Source organism: Micromonospora sp. KC723 (genome assembly GCF_004348595.1).
Taxonomy (GTDB): domain Bacteria; phylum Actinomycetota; class Actinomycetes; order Mycobacteriales; family Micromonosporaceae; genus Micromonospora.
Genome location: NZ_SMKD01000003.1, coordinates 48,503 through 72,549, shown reverse-complemented (window position 1 = coordinate 72,549; position 24,047 = coordinate 48,503). Strand labels below are relative to the sequence as shown.

19 protein-coding genes are annotated in these 24,047 nt (G+C 71.7%); 14 read left to right on the top strand and 5 right to left on the bottom strand.

Features of this window, described 5'->3' with window-relative positions:
* Window positions 1-53 precede the first annotated feature (53 nt).
* From E1165_RS01840 to E1165_RS01795, 10 genes are all read left to right on the top strand, one after another.
* Window positions 54-1,013, top strand: coding sequence for a 3-oxoacyl-[acyl-carrier-protein] synthase III C-terminal domain-containing protein (locus tag E1165_RS01840; protein WP_132387008.1), 960 nt, complete (start codon window positions 54-56; stop codon window positions 1,011-1,013).
* An 11-nt stretch (window positions 1,014-1,024) separates the two neighbouring features.
* Window positions 1,025-2,419: an ATP-grasp domain-containing protein gene (locus tag E1165_RS01835; protein WP_132387006.1), complete on the top strand. Its 1,395-nt coding sequence runs from the start codon at window positions 1,025-1,027 to the stop codon at window positions 2,417-2,419.
* Complete coding sequence (locus E1165_RS01830) at window positions 2,412-3,800, top strand: alanine racemase (protein ID WP_132387004.1); 1,389 nt, start codon at window positions 2,412-2,414, stop codon at window positions 3,798-3,800. The genes E1165_RS01835 and E1165_RS01830 overlap by 8 nt, the downstream gene beginning before the upstream one ends.
* Window positions 3,801-3,865: 65 nt before the next feature.
* Entirely contained in the window at window positions 3,866-4,123 is a 258-nt protein-coding gene (locus E1165_RS01825; protein ID WP_132387002.1) for an acyl carrier protein, read from the top strand.
* A gap of 40 nt (window positions 4,124-4,163) precedes the next feature.
* On the top strand, window positions 4,164-5,012 hold the full coding sequence (locus E1165_RS01820; RefSeq protein ID WP_132387000.1) for a hypothetical protein: 849 nt from the start codon (window positions 4,164-4,166) through the stop codon (window positions 5,010-5,012).
* Window positions 5,009-5,611 (top strand): hypothetical protein, encoded by a 603-nt coding sequence (locus E1165_RS01815; protein WP_132386998.1) that lies wholly within the window; start codon window positions 5,009-5,011, stop codon window positions 5,609-5,611. The genes E1165_RS01820 and E1165_RS01815 overlap by 4 nt, the downstream gene beginning before the upstream one ends.
* Window positions 5,604-6,842, top strand: coding sequence for an acyl-CoA dehydrogenase family protein (locus tag E1165_RS01810; protein ID WP_207916462.1), 1,239 nt, complete (start codon window positions 5,604-5,606; stop codon window positions 6,840-6,842). The genes E1165_RS01815 and E1165_RS01810 overlap by 8 nt, the downstream gene beginning before the upstream one ends.
* Window positions 6,826-7,194 carry a holo-ACP synthase gene (locus E1165_RS01805; RefSeq protein WP_132386996.1) on the top strand — a complete coding sequence of 123 codons (369 nt, stop codon included), beginning with the start codon at window positions 6,826-6,828 and terminating at the stop codon, window positions 7,192-7,194. The genes E1165_RS01810 and E1165_RS01805 overlap by 17 nt, the downstream gene beginning before the upstream one ends.
* A gap of 62 nt (window positions 7,195-7,256) precedes the next feature.
* Window positions 7,257-10,253, top strand: coding sequence for an AAA family ATPase (locus tag E1165_RS01800; RefSeq protein WP_132386994.1), 2,997 nt, complete (start codon window positions 7,257-7,259; stop codon window positions 10,251-10,253).
* A 465-nt stretch (window positions 10,254-10,718) separates the two neighbouring features.
* Window positions 10,719-12,254 carry a family 43 glycosylhydrolase gene (locus E1165_RS01795; RefSeq protein ID WP_132386992.1) on the top strand — a complete coding sequence of 512 codons (1,536 nt, stop codon included), beginning with the start codon at window positions 10,719-10,721 and terminating at the stop codon, window positions 12,252-12,254.
* A gap of 8 nt (window positions 12,255-12,262) precedes the next feature.
* Here the strand turns inward: E1165_RS01795 and E1165_RS01790 are convergent, their stop codons facing one another.
* Window positions 12,263-13,147: a LysR family transcriptional regulator ArgP gene (locus E1165_RS01790; protein WP_132386990.1), complete on the bottom strand. Its 885-nt coding sequence runs from the start codon at window positions 13,145-13,147 to the stop codon at window positions 12,263-12,265.
* A gap of 69 nt (window positions 13,148-13,216) precedes the next feature.
* On the opposite strand from E1165_RS01790, the gene E1165_RS01785 reads away from it, so the two are divergent.
* From E1165_RS01785 to E1165_RS01770, 4 genes are all read left to right on the top strand, one after another.
* Window positions 13,217-13,810, top strand: coding sequence for a LysE/ArgO family amino acid transporter (locus E1165_RS01785; protein ID WP_132386988.1), 594 nt, complete (start codon window positions 13,217-13,219; stop codon window positions 13,808-13,810).
* Window positions 13,811-14,164: 354 nt separating this feature from the next.
* Window positions 14,165-16,156, top strand: coding sequence for a glycoside hydrolase (locus E1165_RS01780; RefSeq protein WP_207916456.1), 1,992 nt, complete (start codon window positions 14,165-14,167; stop codon window positions 16,154-16,156).
* A gap of 278 nt (window positions 16,157-16,434) precedes the next feature.
* On the top strand, window positions 16,435-17,850 hold the full coding sequence (locus E1165_RS01775) for an RICIN domain-containing protein (RefSeq protein ID WP_207916452.1): 1,416 nt from the start codon (window positions 16,435-16,437) through the stop codon (window positions 17,848-17,850).
* A gap of 11 nt (window positions 17,851-17,861) precedes the next feature.
* Window positions 17,862-19,097: a cellulose binding domain-containing protein gene (locus E1165_RS01770; RefSeq protein ID WP_132386982.1), complete on the top strand. Its 1,236-nt coding sequence runs from the start codon at window positions 17,862-17,864 to the stop codon at window positions 19,095-19,097.
* Window positions 19,098-19,316: 219 nt separating this feature from the next.
* Here E1165_RS01770 and ctaD read toward each other — a convergent pair whose 3' ends face one another.
* The 4 genes from ctaD to E1165_RS01750 all read right to left on the bottom strand — a co-directional run bounded on the left by ctaD (window position 19,317) and on the right by E1165_RS01750 (window position 24,046).
* Window positions 19,317-21,320 carry a cytochrome c oxidase subunit I gene (gene ctaD / locus E1165_RS01765; protein WP_132386980.1) on the bottom strand — a complete coding sequence of 668 codons (2,004 nt, stop codon included), beginning with the start codon at window positions 21,318-21,320 and terminating at the stop codon, window positions 19,317-19,319.
* Window positions 21,321-21,537: 217 nt separating this feature from the next.
* Window positions 21,538-21,705, bottom strand: a complete 168-nt coding sequence (locus E1165_RS28760; RefSeq protein WP_165945103.1) for a hypothetical protein — start codon at window positions 21,703-21,705, stop codon at window positions 21,538-21,540.
* A gap of 279 nt (window positions 21,706-21,984) precedes the next feature.
* Window positions 21,985-22,650: an alpha/beta fold hydrolase gene (locus tag E1165_RS01760; protein WP_132386978.1), complete on the bottom strand. Its 666-nt coding sequence runs from the start codon at window positions 22,648-22,650 to the stop codon at window positions 21,985-21,987.
* A 358-nt stretch (window positions 22,651-23,008) separates the two neighbouring features.
* Window positions 23,009-24,046, bottom strand: coding sequence for a ribonucleotide-diphosphate reductase subunit beta (locus tag E1165_RS01750; RefSeq protein WP_132386976.1), 1,038 nt, complete (start codon window positions 24,044-24,046; stop codon window positions 23,009-23,011).
* Window position 24,047: the final 1 nt, after the last annotated feature.

The window sequence follows — 24,047 nt, the reverse complement described above, 5'->3', positions numbered from 1 at the left end:
CTTAACGTAGTGGCGTCTAACGATCAATAATTAACGGGAGGGGTGGCCGCACGATGACCTCGCTGGCACCGACCCGGTCCGATGTCGTCCTGCGTCAGGTGGAGGCCTTCGCGCCGGAGCGCTCGGTCACCGTGGAGGAGGTCGCGGCCGGGCTGGGGCTCAACCGCTACCAGACCCGGCTGTTCCGGCGGATCCGCGGGCTGCACCGGATGCGCAGCGACCCCGAACTCGGGCTCTTCGATCTGGTCCGCCCGCCGGCGGACGCCCTGCTGGCCACCGTCCCCGATCGTGACCAGATCCGTTACCTGATCTTCGCCCACACCGCGCAGGACCTCACGCCCACCACCCTGATCGCGGCGGACGTGCTGCGCGAGCGGCTCGGCCTCACCGGCGCGGAGGCGTTCGCGGTGACCCAGCACGCCTGCGCCAGCGGTCTGCTCGCCGTGGAGGTCGCCGGCGAGTTGCTGCGCGCCGACGGCGACCCGGGTGCCCTCGCGCTCGTGCTCACCGGGGAGCAGCCGTTCACCCGGGCCGTCCAGGTGCTCTGGAACACCTCGATCATCGGCGAGGCGTCGTCCGCCTGCCTGGTCAGCCTCGGCGGTGAGGGCACCCGCGTCCTGTCGTACGCGGCGCGCACGGTGGGCGAGTTCTTCGACGGGTACCAGCTCGCCGGCGAGGCCCTGCACCGCTTCGGCAGCACCTACCACACCCACCTCATCGCGGTGATCCAGGAGGCGCTGGACGCGGCCGGGCTGGAGCTGGACGACCTGACCATGGTCATCCCGCACAACGTCAACATCTCCTCCTGGGTCACCATCTGCGCCGCGCTGGGGCTGGCCCGGGACCGGGTCTTCCTGGACAACGTCGGGGAGTACTCGCACTGCTCGTGCACCGACCCCTTCCTCAACCTCGCGACGCTCGCCCGCCGTGGCTCGCTGGTCCCGGGCGGCCGCTACCTGGTCACCGCCGTCGGCCTCGGCGCGACCTACTCCGCCATGGTCGTCGAGTGCTGAAGGAGCCGATCATGTCCACCCGATACGTGCGCGGGATCAAGCGGGCCCTGACCGGAGCCCCCGACACGCCGCTCGTGCTGCTCTGCAACTTCGAGGCCGAGGCGCAGTGGGCGCGAGGGCACGTCGGGCTCCCCGCGCCGCCCGCGAACGCCGCCCGCCCGCTGGTCGCCGCCATGGAGGAACTCGGCGTGCTGCTCGCCGGCCCGGACGACACGCTGGTGCTCAGCCGCCCGCTCGACCCCGGCTACCGGGACTACCTGGCCGACCAGGGGCTGGTTCTGCCCACCGTGCTGGTGCCCGAGAACTGCCTGCCCGGGCGCTCCACCACGGAGAACGCGCTGGACTCACCGGTCCTGCTCGACCAGATGCGCCGCCGTGGCGCGGCCGGCGCCCGCCTGCTGCCGATGGGCACGACGACGCACGAGCAGGAACTCGCGCGGCGCTGCGGCCTCACCCTGGCCGTACCCGACGCCACGGTGGTCGAACGGGTCAACAGCAAGATCTACGGCCGACGGCTGACCGAGGCGGCCGGCCTGCGCCCGGTGCCCGGGGCCTGCTGCGAAACCCGACAGGAGCTGGCCGACGTGCTCGCGCGCTACCAGCTCCGGCTGGAGTCCGGGCAGCCGCTGGTGGTCAAGGACGCCTACGGCGTCTCCGGCAAGGGACTGCTGGTGCTCGAGAACCCGACTCGGGCGGCGCAACTGCTGCGCATGGTGGACCGCCGGGCCGCCCGCACCGGTGACGACCGGATACACGTGGTCGTCGAGGAATGGCTGCCCAAACGGTGCGACCTCAACTACCAGGTCACCATCGGGCGCGACGGGCGGGCCGGCCTCGACTTCGTCAAGCAGGCGCTGACCGCGCAGGGCGTGCACCAGGGCCACCTGATGCCGGCCGAGCTCAGCGCCGAGCAGTACCGGCAGATCGAGCACGCGGCCGGTGAGGTGGCGGCCCGGCTGTACGCCGACGGCTACCACGGGATGGTGGGCGTGGACGCCATCGTGGGCGCCGACGAGACGCTCTACCCGGTGCTCGAGATCAACGCGCGGCTGAACATGTCCACGTACCAGGGTGGCATCACCGAGCTGTGCCAGCCGCCCGACACCGTCGCGCTGGCCCGGCACTACCCGGTACGGCTCGCGGCGCCGCTGGAGTTCGCCGCCGTGCGGCGGGCCCTGGACGGCGTGTGCGCCGGCCGGCCCGCGGCGCGGGTACTGGTCACCTGCTTCGCCACCGTCAACGCGAACGCGCTCGTGCCCGTCGGCGCCGGTGGCCCGCCGGAGCCGTTCGACGGCAGGCTGTACGCCCTGCTGGTCGCCCCGGACCGCGACCGGCTGGCCGACCTCGACCGGGCCGTGCGGGCGGCCGTCACCATCCTGTCGCTTGCCGAGGAGAGCCATGACTGAGCCGGCCACCGGAGGCCACACCGTCCAGGGCGTACCCGTCGCCGAACTGGCCGACCGGTACGGCACCCCGCTGTACCTCTACGACGGTGAAATCATCCGCGAGACCTACCGGCGACTGCGCCGCCTGCTCGACCCGTCGGTCGAGATCTACTACTCGCTGAAGGCCAACCCGAACATCAGCGTCTGCGCGCTGCTGCGGTCGCTGGGCGCCGGCGCCGAGGTCTCCTCCCTGGCCGAACTGGTCACCGCCCGCCGCGCCGGCGTGCCGGCGCGGGACATCATCTTCCTCGGGCCGGGCAAGTCGTCGGCCGAGCTGGCCGCCTGCCTGGAGCACGACATCGGCGCGATCGTGTGCGAGTCGCTCGACGAGGTCGCCACCGTCGACGCCATGGCGGCGGCGGTGCCCGGTGTTGGTGACGGCAACGGCGGCGGCCGGCGGGCACGGGTCGTGCTGCGGGTCAACCCGGCGTTCGTCACCAAGGGCTCGCGGCTGGCCATGGGCGGCAAGCCCCGCCAGTTCGGCATCGACCAGGAACTTCTCGCCGAGGCCGGCCCGGCCCTCACGGCGCTGCGCCACGTACGGGTCATCGGCCTGCACGCCTACATGGGCACCCGCATTCTCGACGCCGCGGACATCGTGCACAACACCCGCGGCGTGCTCACCGCCGCGGCGGAGCTGGCCGCCGCGCTCGACCTGCCGTTGGAACTCGTCGACGTCGGCGGCGGGTTCGGTGTCCCCTACTTCGACAAGGAGTCCAGCCTGGACGTGGAGACGGTGGCCGAGGGCGTCAACGCCGCCGTCGCGCGGTTCCGCGTCGACCACCCGCACACCCGGATCATCACCGAGCTGGGCCGTTACCTGGTCGGCTGGGCGGGCACCTACGTGGTCCGCGCCCGGCAGGTCAAGGCGTCGCGGGACGAGTGGTTCGTCGTCGCCGACGGCGGAACCAACCACCACATGGCGGCGGTCGGCATCGGCAGCTTCGTCAAGCGAAACTTCCCCATCCGGTCGTTGACCCGGCCGGCCGACCCACCGGTTCGCCTCTACACGGTCACCGGGCCGCTCTGCACGCCGAACGACGTGATCGGCAAGCAGGTGGCGCTGCCGGAGGTCCGCCCGGGCGACCTGATCGGCGTCGAGCGCTCCGGCGCGTACGGGCCGAGCGCGTCGCCGGTGCTCTTCCTCAGCCACGGCCATCCGGCCGAGGTGCTCGTCCTCGACGGCGTGGCGCACCTGGTGCGCCGGGCCGACACCGTCGAGGACCTGCTCCGGCCCCAGCACCTCGTCGATCCCGCCGCACCGGTCCCGGCCGCGCCGTCGGTTCCGGCCTCGTCACCGGTGTCGGCCCCACCGGTTCCCGCCGGGCCACCGGCCGCCTGAGCCACTCACCGCCGCATCCCACCCGGCCGACGGTCGGCCGAATCGTCCGCGAGAGGAAGAACCCCATGGAACGCAACGAGATCGTCAAGAACATTCAGGGTGCGCTGGCCGAGGTGTTGATGCGTGACTTCGGCCCGCTGCCCGAGAACACCCGGCTCTTCGAGGACCTGCACCTGGACTCCACCGCCATCCTCGAGCTGCTCATGGCCCTGGAGGACAACATCGGCATCGAGGTCGACCCCGAGAAGCTGGACATGGGCGACTTCCGCACCATCGGCACGCTGACGGACTTCCTGGAGCGTACGCCGAAGGTGAACTCCTGATCCGCGCCGCCGCCCCGCTCCACCACGGAGGACCCTGGCCATGCCCCTGACCCTGCGCGGCGCGGCAGCCCTCGTGCGTTTCGACGGCAACCCGTACGAGCGCGACGAGGGACTGCTCGCCTACCAGCGGGACCTGCTCGCGCCGTACGGCATCGAGGTCGACGAGGATCTGATGAAGCAGTCCCGGAACATCGGGTTCCGGGAACTGGCCGAGGAGCTGATCGGCCGGTGCCCAAGCCCGGTCGGCGTGCCCGACCTGCTGTTGCTGGCCTACGGCCTGCCCGACCGTTACCCGCTCAAGACCGTCACGACCCGGCTCAACGCCCTGATGGGCGGCGACAGCCGTAGCTTCGCCGTCTCCGAGCAGGGTCTGCGGGCACCGTTCACCGCGCTGCGGATCGCCGACGCACACCACCGGTCGAGACCGGCGGCCAGCGTCGCCCTGTTCGTCTGCGAGCAGACCACGCTGCCCTACCGGGACCCGCTCGTGCACGACACGCCCCTCGTGGACAGCGCCGCCCTGCTGTACTTCGGCACCGACACCGGCACCGGCTTCCGCTTCGCCGGCACCAGGGTGGCCGGCGAAGGGGTACCGCTCGGGGAGCTGCTGGCCAGCCAGCGCCCGGCCCTACCGCCCGGGCCGGCGCTGCTGGTCGCCGGTCCCTGGCCGGCGGCTGACCAGCTCGACGGCGTCGAGCTGCCGGTGCACCGGTGCGAGCCGGGCAGCTACTGCACCAGTGTCTGGCTCGACCTGGCACGTCACCACGAGCAGTGGGCGCGCCACTACACCAGCCTCGTCCTCTGCGACACCGATCCGCGGACCGGCCGCAGCCAGCTCGCCGTACTGGTGAACACCGGCGCGCCCGACCCCAGGGAGGCCCGATCGTGAACCCCGCAGCGCCCGTGCCGGCGTCGCCGGCGGGCACGCCGTACGCTCTCGTCCTGGACGCGGTGCACCAGCGGGCCGCGTCCGGCCGGTTGGTCGCGTCCCCCACCGGCCACGTCCTGGCTTCCACGGTGGCCCTGCCCGGCGCGTCACCCGGACCGCTGACCCGTTTCGGCCTGGCGGTCACCGAGGCCACGCCCGAGTCCGCCTTCGGTGAGGGGCCGGCCGCCGACCGCTTCGCCGCCGGCCTGCTGGACGCGCACCGCGACCTGCTCCACGCCACGCTCGCCCACGCGCTGCGGCACCTGGAGGGGCGGACGTCGGGTGACACCACCCTGCTGGCCAAGCAGCTCGTCGCGGGTCAACTGGCCGACGTCGCGTTGCGGCTGGCCGAGGACGCGGCCGTGCCGCAGACCCGCCGGCACGCCGACCGGGCCGCCCGGTGGCGCTGCCACCTTCGCCTGGTCGGTATCGGCCGGGACCTGTTGCGGCTGCTGGGCGCCAGCGGCTTCCTCGCCGACGGACCCGCGGGTGACCTGCACCTGGCCGAGGTGACCGGCAACGTCTACCTGCACCCCGACACGGAGGATGCCGATGAGTGAGCTTCGCGAGGCCGCCCCGCTGGCGGGGGCGGACCTGCTCGACGACCGCATGCGGGAGCTGGCTGACCACTGCGCGGCGATGGTCGGCCGGCTGCGCGAGATCGGACAGCGGCTGGACCGGGACCCCGACGCCATCGTCGAGCATCTCCACGAGCCGGAGGTCCGGTTCCCCGCGCAGGGGATGCTTCCGCCGCAGTACCGATCGGTCGGGGAGTTCCCGGCCCGGCTGGTCGAGGCGAGCAGCACGGTCCTGGGGCAGGTCGTCGCCACGGAACAGGTGGCCTACGGCGATCCGAACGTGCTCCTGGCCAGTCCCGGGCCGTCGCTGTCCGGTGGGGTCATCCAGGCGTTGGCCGACGACGAGCAGCGGCAGCGCTACTTCGGTCAGCTGTCCGCGGTGCCCACGCACACGTTCTTCGCCCTGACCGAGCCGGCCAAGGGCTCGGCCGCGCTGGAACTGGAGACCACGCTGACCCCGGTGCCCGACGGCGGCTGGCTGCTCAACGGGGCGAAGTGCTACATCGGCAACGGCGCGCGCGCCCAGATCGGCGTGGTGTTCTGCCGACGGGCCCCCGGACCGTGGGGGATCGAGGCGGTGCTGCTGGACACCACCGCGCCCGGGTTCAGCGGTGAGTTGCTGCCCACCGTCGGACTGCGCGGCGCGCGGATCAGCCGGCTGCGCTTCCAGGACGTCTTCGTCGCCCCGCGGGACCTGCTCGGCGCGCACCGCCCGCCGAGCCGGCGCGGACTCTACGGCGCCACGTACATCCTCTACCGGTTCCGGCCGGGCATCGCGGCGATGGCGATCGGCTGCGCGCAGGCGGCCTGCGACTACCTGCGCACGCACCGCCCGGTGCTGCCCCGGCGGGAGGGTGACCGGCTCGACGGCATCGAGGACCGGATCGCCGCGGTGCGGCACCGGACGTACGCGGTGGCCGCCGACATCGACGCCGGCACGGTCGACGTGGCCGCCATCGGCGCGGTCAAGGCGCGGGCGGCGCGGGTCGCCGAGGACGCCACCCGGCTCGTGGCCGAGCTGCTGGGCCCCGCCTCTCTCGTGGAGCACTCCTGGCTGGAGAAGGCCTACCGCGACGTGCGGGCGTTCGAGCTGATGGAGGGGACGACGAACCTGCATGCCCTGGCGGTCTTCCAGAGTCTGCTGCGGGGCCCGGAACCCACGGACCGGTGGCCGGCGCCGGAGCGGGCGGTCAACGGTGCGGCTCGGCATTGACCTCGTGGGGCTGGACGAACTGGACCGGCTGCTGCGGCGGGACTGGTTCGTGCGGTACGTCTTCGCCTCCGACGAACTGGCCCACGCCGAGACGCTGGGCGACAGCCGGCGCCGGGAGTACCTGGCCGGGCGGTTCGCCGCGAAGGAGGCGGTGCTCAAGGTCCTGGGTACCGGCCTGTTCGAGGGGGTCGCCCCCCGGGACATCGCGTTGCTGCGCGACCCCGGGGGAGGGCCGAGCGTCGCGTTGCGGGGCAGCGCCGCCCGCGCCGCGCGATCGGTTTCGATCACCCACGTGACCGTTTCGGTCACCCACAAGCGGGACCTGGTCGCCGTCGTCGCCGCCGGTTGGTGACCCGACCGCCGGCCGACCGTGCCCCGCCGCACCACCCTGTCCCCTTGCCCGAGGAGTACGACGTGACCCGAACTCCGATCCGCTCGCACCCGTACCGCCGGAAACCGGCCGACCCGGACCTGTCCCGGCCGGTCGGCTCGGAGCCGGCGGTCGCCGCCGACGCCGGGCGCCGCCGGCCGCTGGTGGGCCGGGAGCGGGAGAGCGCGGTGCTCGCGGCGGCCGTGACCACCCTGATCGAGGGCGACGGGCGGATCGTCGAGGTGACGGGGGAGCCGGGGATCGGCAAGAGCAGCCTGCTCGACCACGTCGCCGGGCTGGCGCGGGCAAACGGGGTGCAGGTGCTCGCCGGTCGTGCCCCGGCGCCCGGGTCGGACGTGCCGATGGCAGCGCTCGTCGATGCGCTCGACCCGTACCTGGCCCGAGCGTCGCAGGACCGGCTGGCCGAGATCCGGCCCGACCACGCGGACCTGCTCAACGGCATCTTCCCGTCGCTTCGGCTGCCCGGCGCCCGCCCGCTCGCGCCCGCCGGCGTGTCGGCGGGCGCCCGGCAGTCGCGCGCCGTGCGTCTGCTGCTGGAGGTGTTGGCGGCCGACCGACCCTTGCTGGTCACGGTGGACGACCTGCACAACTGCGACCGGGCCACCATCGACCTGCTCTGCCACCTGGTCGACGCGCCACCGCGTACGCCGCTGCTGCTCGTCGTGGCGCACCGCCGCCGTCAGTCGCCAGCCCGGCTGCGTCTGGCGTTGGACACCGCCGGCCAGGTGACCCGGGTCGAGGTGGGTCCGCTCGCGGAGTGCCATATCGACGTGTTGACCGAGGTGCCGCTCTCGGCGGGTCAGCGGCGGGTGCTGTACGACCTGTCGGGGGGCAATCCGCGTTACCTGTCGGCACTGCTGGCCTCGGCGCTGCCACCGTGCCCGACGAGCGAACACGTGGAGCTGGGAGCGCTCCCATCCGAGGTGGAGAGCGCCCTGGCGGCCGAACTGGAACTGCTGTCCAGGACGGCGGGCCTGGTTGCCTCGGCCGCGGCGGTGCTCGGCCCGGACCCGGTCGACACCGGCCTGCTCGCCGAGGTCGGCGACGTCGCCGCGGAGCGGGTGCCGGCGGCCCTCGACGAACTCGTCGCCGCCGACCTGTTGCGTCCGGTGCCCGGCACCGGGTGCTTCGCCTTCCGGCACCGGGTCGTCCAGCACGCGGCGTACCTGGCCACCGACGCCGGCTGGCGGCTGACGGCCCATGCCCGCGCGCTGGCGGCGTTGCAACGCCGTCGGGCTGCCGCCGCGGCCCGGGCACCGCACCTGCTGCGGCTGGCGGTGCCCGGCGACGTCGCCGCCGTCGAGGCGCTCAGCGAGGCGGCCGATACGCTGGTCGACCGGGCGCCCGACACGGCCGTCCGGTGGCTCGCCGCCGCCATCCGGTTGCTCCCGGCCACCGCGGAGACCACCGAGCACCGGATCGCCCTCCGCCTGCGGCTGGGCCGGGCACTGGGCGCGGCCGGCCATCCGAGGACCGCGAGGGCGGCGGTGCACGAGGCCCTGCGGATGCTGGACGGCCACCCATCCCCGACACGTGCCGGTGCGATCCTGCTCTGCGCCCAACTCGAACGCCAGCTCGGCCGGCGGGAGGAGGCCCGGGCGCTGCTGCGTGCCGGCCTGACGCCGCCCGACGGCGGCCGGCCGGGAGACCGGGCAGCCCTGGCCCTGGCCCTGGCCGGGGTGGAGCTGACCAGCGGCCGGGCGGGCCAGGCTCGCCGCTGGGCGGCCGCCGCGCTCGGCGTTGCCCGGCACGCCGCGGCCGGCACCGTGTCCGGCGCGGTACGGGCGCACGCGCTGGGCCTGCTCGCGGCCGCGAGCCACCTGCGAGGCAATCGCGCGGCCAGCGGCGAGACGGATCAGGCCGCCGCGTCGCTCGACGCGACACTGGACGGAGACCTGGGCGAGGGGCCGGAGAGCGCCGTCTGGGTGGGGTGGAGCGAGATCCTGCTGGACCGCTTCGACTCCGCGGCGCACCACCTCAGCCGCGCCGTCGACGTCTCCCACGGGGCCGGGCGCTATGTCGCCCTGCTCCACCTGCTCTGCGCGCGGATCCTGGCCCACCGGTGGGCCGGGCGGCTCGCGGAGGCGGCCGCCGACTGTGCCACGACACTGCGGCTGGCGTCCAACACGCAGTGTCGGGAACTGCATGCCGTGGCCACGGCGACGGCTGGACTGTTGGAGGTCTGGACCGGGGTCGGCGGCACCGGCTACGGTCCGGCGGCGGCGCCGCCCACCGTGGACCCGCCGGCGGTGGGTCTGCCGGGCACCCTCGCGCTGAACGCCTACGCGGAGACCCGGCTCGCCCTGGGGGACCCGTCCGGTTGCCTGGCCGCGGCCTCGGCCGCCAGCCTGCCCGAACTGGAGCCCTGGTCGCAGGTCGGCTGGTACGAGCTGCTGACCCGGGCCGCGCTGGCCGGGGACGATCCCGCCGCGGCGGCCCAGTGGGCGGCGCGCGCCGGCGAGGCGGCCGGGCGACTCGGGCAGCCGGGCCGGAGCGCGCTGGCCGCGTCCGCCGGTGCCCGGGTGCTGGCGTTGCGGGACCCGGCCGCCGCGGTCACCGCGGCGCAGGCCGCGGCGGAGGCACTCGTCCGGGCGCGGATGCCGCTGGACGCGGCGCACGCCCACGTCGTCGCTGGCCGGGCACTGGTGGCCGACGGCGAGCCGGACCGTGCCGGCAGTTCGTTGCGGCTGGCCGAGGAGCTCTTCGAGCGGTGCGGTGCCCGCCTCTTCGCCCGTCAGGCGAACACCGAGCGGCGGCGGCTGTTGGCGGGCGGCTCGACCAACGCCCGGAAGGCCCGCCGTCAACCGGGGCACCCGGCCCTCACCAAGCGGGAGACGCAGGTCGCGACGCTGGTCAGCGAGGGGCTGACCAACCGTCAGGTGGCGGCCCGGCTGTTCGTCACCCAGAAGACCGTGGAGATGCACCTGTCCCACGTGTTCAGCAAGCTCGGTGTCACCAACCGGGCGGCCCTGGTACGCCGCTTCCACCTCACCGGACTGGCCCGGGCGCAGCTGTCGTGACGCCGTCCGCCCGGCGGCACGGCCAGACGCGGGGGATGCGGAGAACCGTTCAGGTGGGCGACGGGCTTCTCTTGCGTCGTGCCGAGTGTCGCTGCATGCTGCTTGCAGCGGTGCAAGGACGCCACGCGTAACCACATCAGACACCGAGGTTCGCGCTCACGGCCCGGAGCAGCCGCTGGGTCTCTCCGAGGTGCACCCCCAAGGTGAGGATCCCTCACCGCGCGGGAAACCGATGTCGAGGTCGACGCCGTGTCTCGGCGCGGGAGCGGCACCGACGTCGGTCGGGCAGGAGGCGCTTGCGGGCTAGCCGCCGCCGGCCCGTACGCCTGTCACGTGCGTGGTCGAGCCGGACACGGCTCTGCTGCGCCTTCGCACCCGGCGGACTCCAGCGAAGGGACGCCGCCGCGGTTGATTGTCTACGCCAACCCAGTCCTTCGCCCGAACTCTCCGACGGAAGGAACCTCGATGAGCAGACTTGACGCGGTCCGGCCTCGGCGACTGTGGCGAGCCGTGACACTGGCCGTGGTCGGCACCGTCGCCGTGGCGTCGGCCGTCGTGGTGGGCCACGGCAACGCGTACGCGGTGACGATCGATCCGAACGCCTGGTACCAGATCGTGTCGCGGCACAGCGGGCTCGCGGTGAGCGTCAGCGGGGGATCCACCGCTGACGGCGCGGGGCTGGTGCAGGCCACCCGTGGTAGCCAGACGAGCCAACAGTTCCAGTTCGTCAGCTCGGGTGGCGGCTACTACCGGATCCGCGCCCGGCACAGCGGCAAGGTGCTGGACGTCTACAACTTCTCCACCGCCGACGGCGCCAACGTGGTGCAGTGGAGCGACCTCAACGGAACGAACCAGCAGTTCTCGGTGCTGGACACCACGAGCGGCTTCGTCAAGATGATCAACCGGAACAGCGGCAAGGCGCTGGACGTGTGGGAACGGTCCACCGTCGACGGTGCGCGGATCTCCCAGTACACCGACAACGGCGGCGACAACCAGCAGTGGCAACTCGTCAACGTGGCCGGCGGCGGGCCGACCGGGACCCCGTCGCCGAACACCTTCGCCAACCCGATCAAGCTCAACGGGCCGGACCCCTGGCTGCAGTACCACAACGGCTACTACCACCTGGCCACGACGACCTGGAACTCGACGATCACGATGCGCCGGTCGCGTACCCTCGGCGGCCTGGCCACCGCCACTGACCAGGTGGTGTTCAACCTCGCCGGGCGGGCCAACGGTTGTTGCAACATGTGGGCGCCGGAGTTCCATCTGCTCAACGGCCCGAGTGGTCAACGGTGGTACCTGTACTACGTGGCCGGGCAGAACGTGGCCGACTTCAACCCGACGCAGCGGCTGCACGTGCTGGAGAGCGCCGGCACCGACCCGATGGGGCCCTACACGTTCAAGGCGGATCTGGGCAACGACTGGCAGCTGGACGCCAGCGTCCTCCAGGTCAACGGCAACACCTACCTGATGGGTACCTACGGCGGTGACGGGGCCGGGCAGAGCAACTTCATCCAACGGCTGAGCAACCCGTGGACGTTGACCGGTCCCCGGGTGAGGATCAGCTCCCCGACCCTGGCGTGGGAGCGGCAGACCGCACCGGTCAACGAGGGTCCCGAACCGCTGTACCACAACGGCCGGACGATGATCGTCTACTCCGCCAGCGCCTGCTGGGGACCCGACTACAAGCTCGGCCTGCTGACCCTCACCGGCAGCGACCCGATGAGTGCGGCCTCGTGGACCAAGCATCCGAACCCGGTGTTCCAGCGCAACGACGCCAACGGCGTCTACGCGCCCGGCCACAACGGCTTCTTCAAGTCCCCGGACGGCACCGAGGACTGGATCGTCTACCACGCCAACAGCTCGGCCGGCGGCGGCTGCGACATGAACCGCTCGACCCGGGCGCAGCGGTTCACCTGGAACGCCGACGGCACACCCAACTTCGGCGTCCCGGCGCGCCTCGGCGTGACCCTCACCGCCCCGTCCGGCGAAGTGGGATGACGAGTTAGCTAGCGCAGTGCGGCGGCGGCGGCCGTCCGGACCGCCGCCGTGAGCGCCGACAGCACCGTCGACTCCAGACGCCAGTACTGCCAGTACAACGGCACGTCGAGGTGGTGCTCGCCGCCGGTCAGCTCGACGAGGCGACCGGCGGCGATGTCGGTGCGGGCGGCAGCCTCGGGTACCAGCCCCCAACCGAGGCCGAGCCGGATCGCCTCGGTGAAGCTTGCCGACACGGGTACGAAGTGCGTGGGAGGGTCGACGTCGTGGCGGGTGATCGCCCGGGCGAAGCGGTGTTGCAGGGTGTCCTTGCGATTGAAGCGGATCATGGGTGCGGTGGCGAACGCCCTCGCCGGGTCGCGCCCGGCGAACCACGCCGTGTGACCGGCGGGTGCGGCGACGGCGAGGTAGCGCATCGCGCCCAGTCGTCGCACGCGGCATCCCTGCACGGCGACCCGTTCGGTGGTGACCCCGGCCATCACGGTGCCGTCGCGCAGCAGCTCGGCCGTGTGCCCCTCGTCGTCGGTGTGCAGCTCGAAGATCACGTCTGGCAGGGCGGTCAGCACCGGCAGGAACCAGCTGGCGAGGGAGTCGGCGTTGACAACGACGGCCACGCGGGTGCGGGCGTCGCCGCCGAGCGCGCCGTGCGCGGCGGCGAGGGCCTCGTGCTCCAGTAGCGCCACCTGGCCGCCGAGACGTACCAGGGGCCGTCCGGCGTCCGTCGGCACACACGGCCGTGCCCGGCGTACGAGCACCTGCCCGACGGCCTGCTCCAATGCCTTGATGCGTTGGCTGACCGCGGAGGGGGTGACGTGCAGGACCCGCGCGGCGGCGTCGAAGCTGCCGTGCTCGATGACCGCCTGGAACGTCGCGAGCTGCGCCGGGTCGAGGGCCATAAGGCATTCTAATGCTGCTGAAGTAACTTTAGCTGGAGTGCGGAAGCCGATCGCCCTAGCTTGGCGACCATGGGTTCGATGCTTGCCGGGTTCGGCTTCTCCCTCGCGCTGATCGTCGCGATCGGGGCGCAGAACGCCTTCGTGTTGCGCCAGGGGCTGCGCCGTGAACACGTCCTGCCGGTCGTGGCGATCTGCGCGGCCGCCGACGCAGTGCTGATGGCCGCCGGCATCGCCGGCCTGGGCGCGGCTCTGACGGCCGCGCCCACCCTCCTGGCGGCGGTGCGGTGGGGCGGCGCCGCGTTCCTGTTCGGGTACGCGGTACTGGCGGCCCGCCGGGCCATGCGGCCAGCCGCCCTCACCCCGCTGGACCGTCCGCCGGCCACGCTGCGCGCGACGCTGCTGGCCTGCCTGGCGTTCACGTTCCTCAACCCGCACGTCTACCTCGACACGGTGGTGCTGCTCGGCACGGTTGCCCACCAGGACCCGAACCGGTGGGCGTTCGGAGCCGGGGCGGCAACGGCCAGCCTGTTGTGGTTCGCCGGACTGGGGCTCGGCGCGCGCCGGCTGGCGCCGCTGCTCGCCCGACCCGCGGCGTGGCGGGTCGTGGACGGGGCGATCGCCGCGGTGATGGCGTCCCTCGGGGTGTCGCTGGCTCTCAGCTAGGTGGGCGGCGATGTCACTGTCCTCGGTCGATCCGTGGCCGACGCCCGCCGGTCACCCCCGGAAAGATCAGCCACGACGGTTGTGGCGATGGGCGAAACATCCCGTTCCGAGGATTGTCTTCACTTTTGGCGGGTGTTAGCGTTCTCGCTCCCCGGATATAACAGCCAGTGTCTCCGTGGGGACCGGAAGTGTCAATCGATGAGCTTCGCATCGTGGTGCCGGATGCCGAGCGGCTTTCGTCGGGGAGCCCGACGCTCCGAGGGCGCTGTGCCGACGCGCCGCCCGTCGCCGGTCGGTGTGTTGTCACCGGTGTCGCTACGTCGATCATGGCCATCGCAGACCGAAGGAGTCTCCGTGTCTCAGCTCAGAGCCGGTCGCAGACACCGGCATCGCACCGCTGACAGCCAGGTCCGCCGAGTCCCCCCGCGAGTCGCGGTCGCCGCCGCGGCGACCGCGCTGGCCGCCGGTGTGGCCGTGGCGGTGGTCACCGCACCGGCTGCGGCGGCCGCGGTCGCCCAGGTGTCGTCGGCGCCGGCACAGACGATCCAGAACATCGGGGCGTCCGGTGCCTGGTGGGTCAATGATCTCGCCCGCTTCTCCACGGCGAATCAGCAGCGGGTGGCGGAGTTGTTGTTCGGCGCCAGCGGTATCCAGTTGTCGGCGTACCGGTTCAACATCGGCGGTGGTGGGGTCGGGGTGCAGGCCGGCGACCGGGCGCCGCAGACGTTCCAGGTGTCGCCTGGACGGTACGACTGGAGTCGTGACCCGGGTGGCACCACGTTCCTGCGTCATGCCGCGCAGTACGGGGTGCCGGACATCGTCGGGTTCGTCAACAGCGCTCCGGCGGTGTGGACCAGCAACGGCAGGACCTGCGGCGGCAGGCTGAAGGCCGGCTCCGAGCAGGCGTACGCCAACTATCTGGCCGACATCGTCACGCACTTCAACGCCGAGGGGGTGCGGATCAACTACGTCAGTCCGATGAACGAGCCGGCGGTGTCCTTCTCCCAGTGCACACAGGAGGGCATGCTGGTCGCGGCGGACCAGCGCGACGACGTGGTGCGGGCGGTCGGGCAGACCCTGGCGTCGCGGGCTCCGTTCGCGCGGATCAGCGCCGACGAGACCGACAAGCTACCCCGGTTCCTGTCGGAGGTGCCGCAGTGGATCGGGCAGCCCGGCACCGCGCAGTACGTGGCGAACCTCGCCCACCACACCTACGACTTCCCCGGCGACTCGACCCTGGCGCAGGTGCCGGCGATGGCCGGCCGGTACGGCAAGCCGACCTGGGCCACCGAGATCTGCTGCTGGAACAGCAGTAGCGGGAACACCTACGGTGCGCAGTACGACCCGACCATCACCGGCGCTCTGCCGATGGCCAGCATCATCCACCGGGACCTCACGATCGCCAACGACTCGGCCTTCCACTGGTGGACGGCGCTGTCGAAGGTCATGGGCTGCAGCCCCGGCGGTAACCCGTCCTGCGCGACCACCATCAACAGCACCGGCTACAACGACGGGCTGATCTACTTCGACCCGAACTACGCCAGCAACGGCAACCAGAACCTGTACCTGACCAAACGGTTCCACACCCTCGGGCAGTACAGCAAGTTCGTCCGCCCCGGATCCGTCCGCTACCCGGTGGCCGGCGCGCCGAGCGGGGTGCAGATCATGGCCACGCTGCTCAACGGCAACTGGACACTCGTGGTCAACAACCTGACCACCACCACCCAGAGCGTGGACGTGCGGCTACCGGTCGGCAGCCTCACGGCGAGCAGCGCCTATCGCACCAGCGCCACCGAGAACCTGGCCGCGATCGGGCTGCCGGCCGTGTCCGGCGGCACCGCCTCGCTGGACCTGCCCGCGCAGAGCGTCACCACGTACGTCCTGCGCGCCGACGGCGCGAGCCCGGCACCGACGACACCGGCGCCGAGCGGTCACGTCAAGCTGGTCAACCGCAACAGCGGCAAGGTCATCGGGGTCAGTGGCGCCTCCACGGCGGACGGTGCCCCGATCGTCCAGCAGTCGGACACCGGTGCCGCCAGTCAGCAGTGGCAGGTCGTGGACGCCGGCGGCGGTTACGTCAAGTTGGTCAACCGCAACAGCGGCAAGGTGCTCGACGTCGACGCCCGATCCACCGCCGACGGGGCGACCGTGATCCAGTACAGCGACAACGGTGGCGCCAACCAGCACTGGCAACGGGTCAGCAGTGGCGACTACGTCAAGCTCGTCAACCGCCACAGTGGCAAGGTGCTGGATGTGTACCAACGATCCACCGCCGACGGCGCAGCCGTTGTGCAGTGGTCCGACAACGGCGGTAGCAACCAGCAGTGGAGCCTGCCCGCCCCGTAACCCGCCATCGCGTCGCCGGCACGTGCGGGGCGTGCCTCGGGTACGCCCCGCGCACCTCACCACCTGGTCGGATGACCTTGCCCGGAGGTCGGTCCAGCGCGCGTATGCCGCCCGGCGCAGCGAATCGACCGCCGGGCGACCACCCGATCGACATCGACTTCCATCGCTTTCTATCGTACGGCAAGCGCTTTCCGGCCGTTTCCGGAGGGCATCGGGAGGACGATCACATGGGGCCATCCAAACGCCTGTTCCGCACAATCGCCAGTACCGTCGTCGCGATGGCGGTCGCGGCCGCCGCGACCGTCGCGGTGGCGGCTCCCGCCCACGCCGCGCCCGGAGACGGGTCCACCTCGGACCCGAACATCTCCTTCATCGGCCGGTGGGACCGCAGCTCGACCGCCGCGTTCGCGTCGAACTGGGCCGGAGCGTACCTGCGCACCGGCTTCACCGGCACGACGGTGCGGCTCAAGCAGCGCAACGCGGTGGAGTTCTGGGCCAGCATCGACGGTGGCCCCTTCGTCAACTATCGCAACGTCAGCGGGACGGTGAACCTGACCCCCACCCCGCTGCGCGCCGGCAACCACACACTGGTGGTCTCCTACCGGCAGCGGGCCGGCTCGTACAACGGTGACGCCGTGTTCACCGGGTTGGTCCTGGACTCCGGAGCCCGCACGTACGCGCTGCCGGTCGCGCCGAAGCTGGTCGAGTTCGTCGGCGACTCGATCACCGCGGGCACCGGCAGTTCGAAGCTGGCCATCACGGACTACGCCTGGCTGGTCGGGGAACGGCTCGGTGTGGAGCACACCCAGATCGCCATCGGCGGAGCCTGCCTGGTCGCCGCGCCGGACGGTTGCTGGGGGATGGAGCGACGGTACTTCAACATCGACGCGGGCAGTTCCACGCCGTGGGACTTCTCCCGCTACCGGGCCGACGCGGTGGTCATCAACCTCGGTACGAACGACGTGGGGCACAGCGTGTCGGGCCCCACCTTCCAGGCGTCGTACACGGCGTTCATCCGCAACATCCGCGCGAAGTACCCCAACGCCGCGATCCTGGCGCTGAAGACCTTCCGGGGCCGGTACGTGACGGAGACCCAGGCCGCCGTGCAGGCGGTCAACAACTCCGGTGACCGCAACGTCTACTTCGTCAACACCGACGGCTGGCTGACCGCCGAGGGTCTGGGCGACGCCGTGCACCCCAACGACCGCGGTCACCAGATGATCGCCGACCGGCTCACCCCGATCGTCGCGGCCCGTCTCGGCACGACCACACCGGCCCGCCAGTACAAGGTGGTCAACCGCAACAGCGGCAAGGTGTTGTCGGTCAGCGGCAACTCCACCGCCGACGGCGCGGCGGCGGTCCAGGCCACCGACACCGGCGCGGCCGCCCAGCGGTGGCAGCTCGTGGACGCCGGTAGCGGGTTCAGCAAGCTCGTCAACGTCGCCAGCGGCAAGGTGCTCGACGTGAACGCCCGCTCCACCAGCGACGGCGCGGCCGTCATCCAGTACCGCGACAACGGCGGCACCAACCAGCACTGGCAGAGCGTCACCGCCGACGGTCACGTCAAGCTCGTCAACCGCAACAGCGGAAAGCTGCTCGAGGTCCCGGGCGGATCCACCGCCGAGGGGACCGCGCTGGCGCAACGCGGCGACAACGGCGGCACGAACCAGCAGTGGCAACTGGTGACCGGGTGAGGGGAGCAGTCATGCGTGTGTCGACACGTCAGCTCGCGGCACTGATGGCGACCGTGCTGGCGACCCTGGCCGGCGGTTACGTCGTGACCGGTCAGCTCGCGGTCGCGGCCGCGGCCGGATGCCGGGTGGAGTACCGGGTGACCAACCAGTGGGCGGGCGGCTTCGGCGCGGACGTCACCGTCACCAACCACGGTGACGCGATCAACGGCTGGACACTCACCTGGAGCTTCGCCACCGGCCAGAATGTCATCCAGGCGTGGAACGCCACGGTGACCCAGAGCGGCACCGCGGTGACGGCCAGGAACGCCGGCCACAACGGCGCCATCGGGACCAACGCGACGGTGAACTTCGGGTTCAACGGCTCCTGGACCACGACGAATCCGGTGCCGTCGACGTTCACGCTCAACGGCACGGTGTGCGGGGGCACACCCCCCACGCCCACCGTGTCGCCCTGCGCCGGGCCGTCGACCCCACCGGCGTCGCCGAGCAGCCCACCCGCGTCGCCCAGCTCGGCGCCGCCGGGCCGGGTCACCGTCTGGTTGGCCGGCGACTCCACCATGGCCAACCCGTCCGGCGGCGCCGCCTGCCCGGCCGGCTGGGGTGGCCAGTTCGCCCCGTACTTCACCAGCGGCGTCACGGTGGTCAACAGCGCGGTCGGTGGCCGCAGCATCCAGACCTGGCTGTACGACCCGAACGTCACCAGCAACAAGAACTCCGCCGGTGAGTGCATCGTCAGTCCGGCCACCTACTCGAGCCGCTGGCGGGCCATGCTCGACCGGTCGACCGGCATGAAGGCGGGCGACTACCTGTTCATCCAGTTCGGCATCAACGACGGGACGAGCACCTGCCCCCGGCACGTGGGGTCGGCCCGGTACAAGGAGCTGCTGGGGGTCATGGCCCGGGCGGCCCGCGAGCGTGGCGCTAACCCGGTCTTCCTCACGCCCGTCGCCGCGATCAGGTGCGACGGGAACACGGCGGTCGGCAACCGGGGCTTCCTGACCGAGACGTTCGACGCCGCCGCCGCGAACGGCAACGTGCCGGTCATCGACCTGCACCGGTTGAGCTACACGCTCTACAACCGGCTCGGTCTGTGCCCGAACAACGGCGACTACACCCAGGGCGCGGTGGGCGCGTTCTTCTGCAACGACCACACCCACTTCGAGGCGGCCGGCGCACGCCAGATCGCCGGCGTCGTGGCCGGCGCTGTGCGCAACCAGCAGATCGGCCTCGCCGCCTACCTGAGGTGACGCGATCCGCCGGGACGGGGCACCGTCCCGGCGGGAGACCGACCCGTCGGGTCGTCCACGCACTGTGCGCCTGACGGGCGTACGCTGCCCGACCGCTGCTGTTCGCAGGCCGCGCGCCCCGATCCACCTCGGGCGGGCGGCCCGCGGCAGCGGCGCGTGCTGCGCGACCCGCCGCACGAGGGCGGCTGCCGGGCGTCCGATCCGTCGAGGCGTGGGGTGCTACCGCCCTTCGGTGTCGGCGCCGCCCTCTGGACGTCGCCATCGGTCGTCGGGATCCGTGGGGCTGCGTTGTCCACCCCAGGGGTCGCGTTCCGGTTCGTCGGTCTGGTCGAAGCTGGGCCGCCGGATGTCGTCGGGGTCGGGCACCTCCACCGGTCGGGCCCCGGACTCGGGGGCGGGCTGGTAGTCGGTCGCCTCGCGAGGACCGTAGGCACCCTGCTGGCTCGGTGGCTCGGGAACCCGTTGCTCGTGGTGTAGCTCCTCGCGCAGGGTCTGCCGGGGTTTGACGTCGCGCTGGGGCAGGTCGCGGCCGAGGTCCGCGACGTGCGACCCGTACTTGGCGTCGAAGGCGGGCCGTTCGGAGCGGATGCGCAGCATCGTGTCGAAGTTGCGCAGTGGGGGCGGGCAACTGGTGGCCCACTCCAGGGAGTTGCCGAAGCCCCACGGGTCCTGGACGGTGACCCTGGCGCCGTAGCGCCAGGACTTCCACGCGTTCCAGATGAAGAACAGCGTGGACGCGCCGAGCACGAACGACCAGATGGTGGAGAACATGTGCATCCAGGTGAAGCCGTCCTGGGGTTGGTAGTCGGCGTAGCGGCGGGGCATGCCCTGCGCCCCGAGCCAGTGGTGGATCAGGAACGTGCCGTGGAAGCCGGTGAACATCGTCCAGAAGTGGATCTTTCCGAGGCGTTCGTCCATGAGCCGGCCGGTCATCTTGGGAAACCAGAAGTAGATGCCGGCGAAGAGGGCGAAGACCACCGTGCCGAACACGACGTAGTGGAAGTGGGCGACGACGAAGTAGCTGTCGTGGATGTGGAAGTCCACGGGCGGGCTCGCCAGCAGCACTCCGGTCAGCCCGCCGAGCAGGAAGGTGACGAGGAAACCGATCGCGAACAGCATCGGTGTCTCGAAGGTCAGCTGCCCCTTCCACATGGTGCCGAGCCAGTTGAAGTACTTCACGCCGGTCGGCACGGCGATGAGGAACGTGGTGGCGGCGAAGAAGGGCAACAGCACCTGTCCCGTGGTGAACATGTGATGAGCCCAGACGATCATGGAATAGCCGGCGATGAAGATCGTGGCACCGACCATGCCCTTGTAGCCGAACAGCGGCTTGCGGGAGAAGACGGGGATGACCTCGGTGACGATGCCGAAGAACGGCAGCGCGATGATGTACACCTCGGGGTGGCCGAAGAACCAGAACAGGTGCTGCCAGAGCATCGGCCCGCCGGTCGCCGGGTCGTAGACGTGGGCGTTGAGCAGCCGGTCGGCCATCAGCGCCAGCAGGGCCGCGGCGAGCAGGGGGAAGACCAGGACCACCAGGAGACTGGTGATCAGCATGTTCCAGGTGAAGATCGGCATCCGGAACATGGTCATCCCCGGAGCCCGCAGGGTGAGGACCGTGGTGATCAGGTTGACCGCACCGAGGATCGTGCCCAGGCCGGAGATGACCAGCCCGACGACCCACATGTTCGCGCCGACGCCGGGGGAGTGCTCGACGCTGCTCAGCGGGGTGTAGGCGGTCCAGCCGAAGTCGGCCGAGCCGGCTGGCGTCATGAACCCGCCCATGACCAGCAGCCCGCCGAAGAGGTACAGCCAGTACGCGAGGGCATTGAGGCGGGGGAACGAGACGTCGGGTGCGCCGATCTGGATCGGCACGACGTAGTTGGCGAACCCGAACGCCGCCGGGGTGGCGAACAGCAGCAGCATCACGGCGCCGTGCGAGGTGAACAGTTGGTTGTACTGCTCGGCCGAGAGCAACTGCAGCCCCGGCCTGGCCAACTCGGCGCGGATCAGCATCGCCTCCACCCCGGCGGCGACGAAGAACCCGAACGAGGTGAGCAGGTACAGCAGTCCGATCTGCTTGTGGTCGGTGGTGGCCAGGAACTTGATCAGCGATGCGCCGGGCACCGGCCGCCGCAGCGGCCCCGGATAGCCGCCGGACATGGCGGGAACGAGCACCGCCGGCCCGTGGTCTCGTGCCGGCTGTGCCGTCCGCTCTGACATCTCGCTCGCCTCATCGTGGTATCGGAGATAGGGCGAATGCCCCTTCTGCTGCTAAACGGGGTAATGCCCACACTACCGGCACACCTGGGTTCAGCGAGCCGGATGTACCTGACCGCCACGCCGGATCCACAGGACGACCGGGCAGCCGGCGGCGACATCTCGGATCCGCACCGGCCCTGCCCCGGCGGTGATCACCCGGCTCGCCGGGTTAGGTGCCCTACCGGCTGGTGCGCGCGACGGCGGTCTCTCCCCCGGGAAACTCTCCCGTCTCGTCGACCGGGTACCAGTCGTCGATGTCGGTGGTGTGCCCGGCGTCGCCCATCGCGTGCCGGCGGGCGCGCCGGAGTACCAGAATCACCAACACCGCCGGGACCGCGACCGCCATCGAACGGACCACGCGGGCGCCTGTGCCGGTGGCACCGGTTCTGCTGACCGACGCTTCCACCCGCACACCTCCTCGCTGGGGCGCCCGCCCGCCAGGCGGGGACGGCGGACCCGGGCGGTGCCGGGAACGCGACGTGGCCGGAACGGAGAGGCCGTCCACGGTCTCCCACCGACCGTACGTCCCGCCCGGCGGCCCGACGGACCCGCTGACGGACGCCACCCGATCGAGGCCGAACGCGTCCGACGGGTCTTCGCCGCCCCGCCACCCCCGCGGACCTGCTCACCGCGACCCGGGCACTCGGGGCCCGGCCAGACCGGCGGCGGCCACCCGGGCGAACTCCTCCGGGTTGTCGAGCAAGACGTCGTGACCGGCGTTCGGCACCGTCACGACCCGTACGCCGGCAGCGGTCAGTCCATCCGGGTCGCGCACCGGAAGGCCCCGCTCGCCCTGGACGAAGGTCCGGGGGATCGGCCGGCGCTCCAGCATCTGCCGCATGGTGGCCGCCCAGAGCGGTCCGACCCGGTCGAGGGCCTCGGCGAGACCGCCGGCAAGGAACTCTTCCTCGGTGTACGCGTTGATGCCGCTGCCGCCGACCCTCGGCGCCGGGCTCGGCTCCAGGTTCGCCTCCACCAGCACGAGCCGGCCGACGAGGTCGGGCCGGTGGTGGGCGAGCACCACCGCCACCCCGTCGCCCATGCTGTGGGCCACCACGTTCGCCGCCCGGACCCCCGCGTGGTCCAGCGCCGTGGCCAGGGCGGCGGCGTGCTCCTCCAGCGTGTAGCCGAAAGCCGCCGGGCGGTCGCTCAGCCCGTGGCCGAGCAGGTCGACGAAGAGGGACCGGTGCCCGGCCAACTCGGGGTGGGACGCGGCCGGGACGAAGTACGGCGCGCCTGGAACCTGCGGATGGGCGGTGCGAACGACGCGACGGGTCGTCGTCCGGCACACCTACCCCGACCCACCGGTCACGAGTCGCGCGGGTGCGGCTTCTGTGTTCCGACCCGCACCGCCTGCGGGGCGATCGCAGCCGCTCCTCGGTGGCCCGGCGCCGGGCTTCCTCCTCCTTGCTCTGCTCGGCGGCGAACACCGGGCCTGCGCCTCGGCGAGGTAGGCCCGACGGTTGCGGGTCACGCCGACGATGACCGCGACGAGCGGCGTGCAGCAGCGTGCCCCGCTCGGGCTGCCGGCCGTCCGGTCGTAGCTGTCCCCGACGTCACCGCTGCTGGCGGCGCGGGTACAGGGCATTGGCGGATGCCAGCCCAAAGGCGCGGGCCGCCCCGGTAGGACCGTCCACCCCGGCCGGCGGTCAGAAGTCGTCGTCGAAGGTGACGCTGCCGGTGACGCCCACCTGGTACGCCGACACCCGCCGCTCGAAGAAGTTCGACAACTCCTGGACGTCCTGCAACTCCATGAACGCGAACGGGTTCGTCGAGCCGTACAGTGGTGCGATGCCGAGCTGGGCGAGCCGGCGGTCCGCCACGTGCTGCAGATACTCGCGCATGTCCGTCAGGGACAGCCCGGAGACGCCCTGTTCGAGCAGGTCCTCGGCGAACTGGGCCTCGCACTCGACGGCCTCGGCGAGCATGTCGCGTACCTGGGCGACCATCTCGTCGTCGAACAGCTCCGGTTCCTCGCGCCGGACGGTGTCGACCACGTCGAACGCGAACGCCATGTGCATGGACTCGTCGCGGAACACCCAGTTGGTGCCGGAGGCGAGCCCGTTGAGCAGGCCACGCGAGCGCAGGAAGTAGACGTAGGCGAAGGCGCCGTAGAAGAACAGGCCCTCGATGCACGCGGCGAAGCAGATCAGGTTCAGCAGGAACGTCCTGCGGTCCGCCCGGGTCCTCAGCTCGCGCAGCGCGAAGACGGAGTCGATCCAGCGGAAGCAGAACTCGGCCTTGCGCCGGATCGACGGGATGTTCTCGATCGCGGCGAACGCGGCGAAGCGTTCCCTCTCGTCGGGCACGTAGGTGTCGAGCAGGTTCAGGTAGAACTGGACGTGCACCGCCTCCTCGAAGAGCTGCCGGGACAGGTAGAGCCGGCCCTCGGGGGAGTTGACGTGCTGGTACAGGTTGAGCACCAGGTTGTTGGCGACGATGGTGTCGCCGGTGGCGAAGAACGCCACCAGCCGGGACACCAGGTGCTGCTCGGCGGGGGAGAGCCGGGCCAGGTCGGCGAGGTCGGAGTGCAGATCGACCTCCTCGACGGTCCAGGTGTTCTTGATCGCGTCCTTGAACCGGTCGAAGAAGTGCGGGTAGCGCATCGGGCGCAGGGTCAGGTCCATGCCGGGGTCGAGCAGCAGGTGCCGCTGACCGGTGCCGGTGGTGTGGGGTGCGTGGGTCATG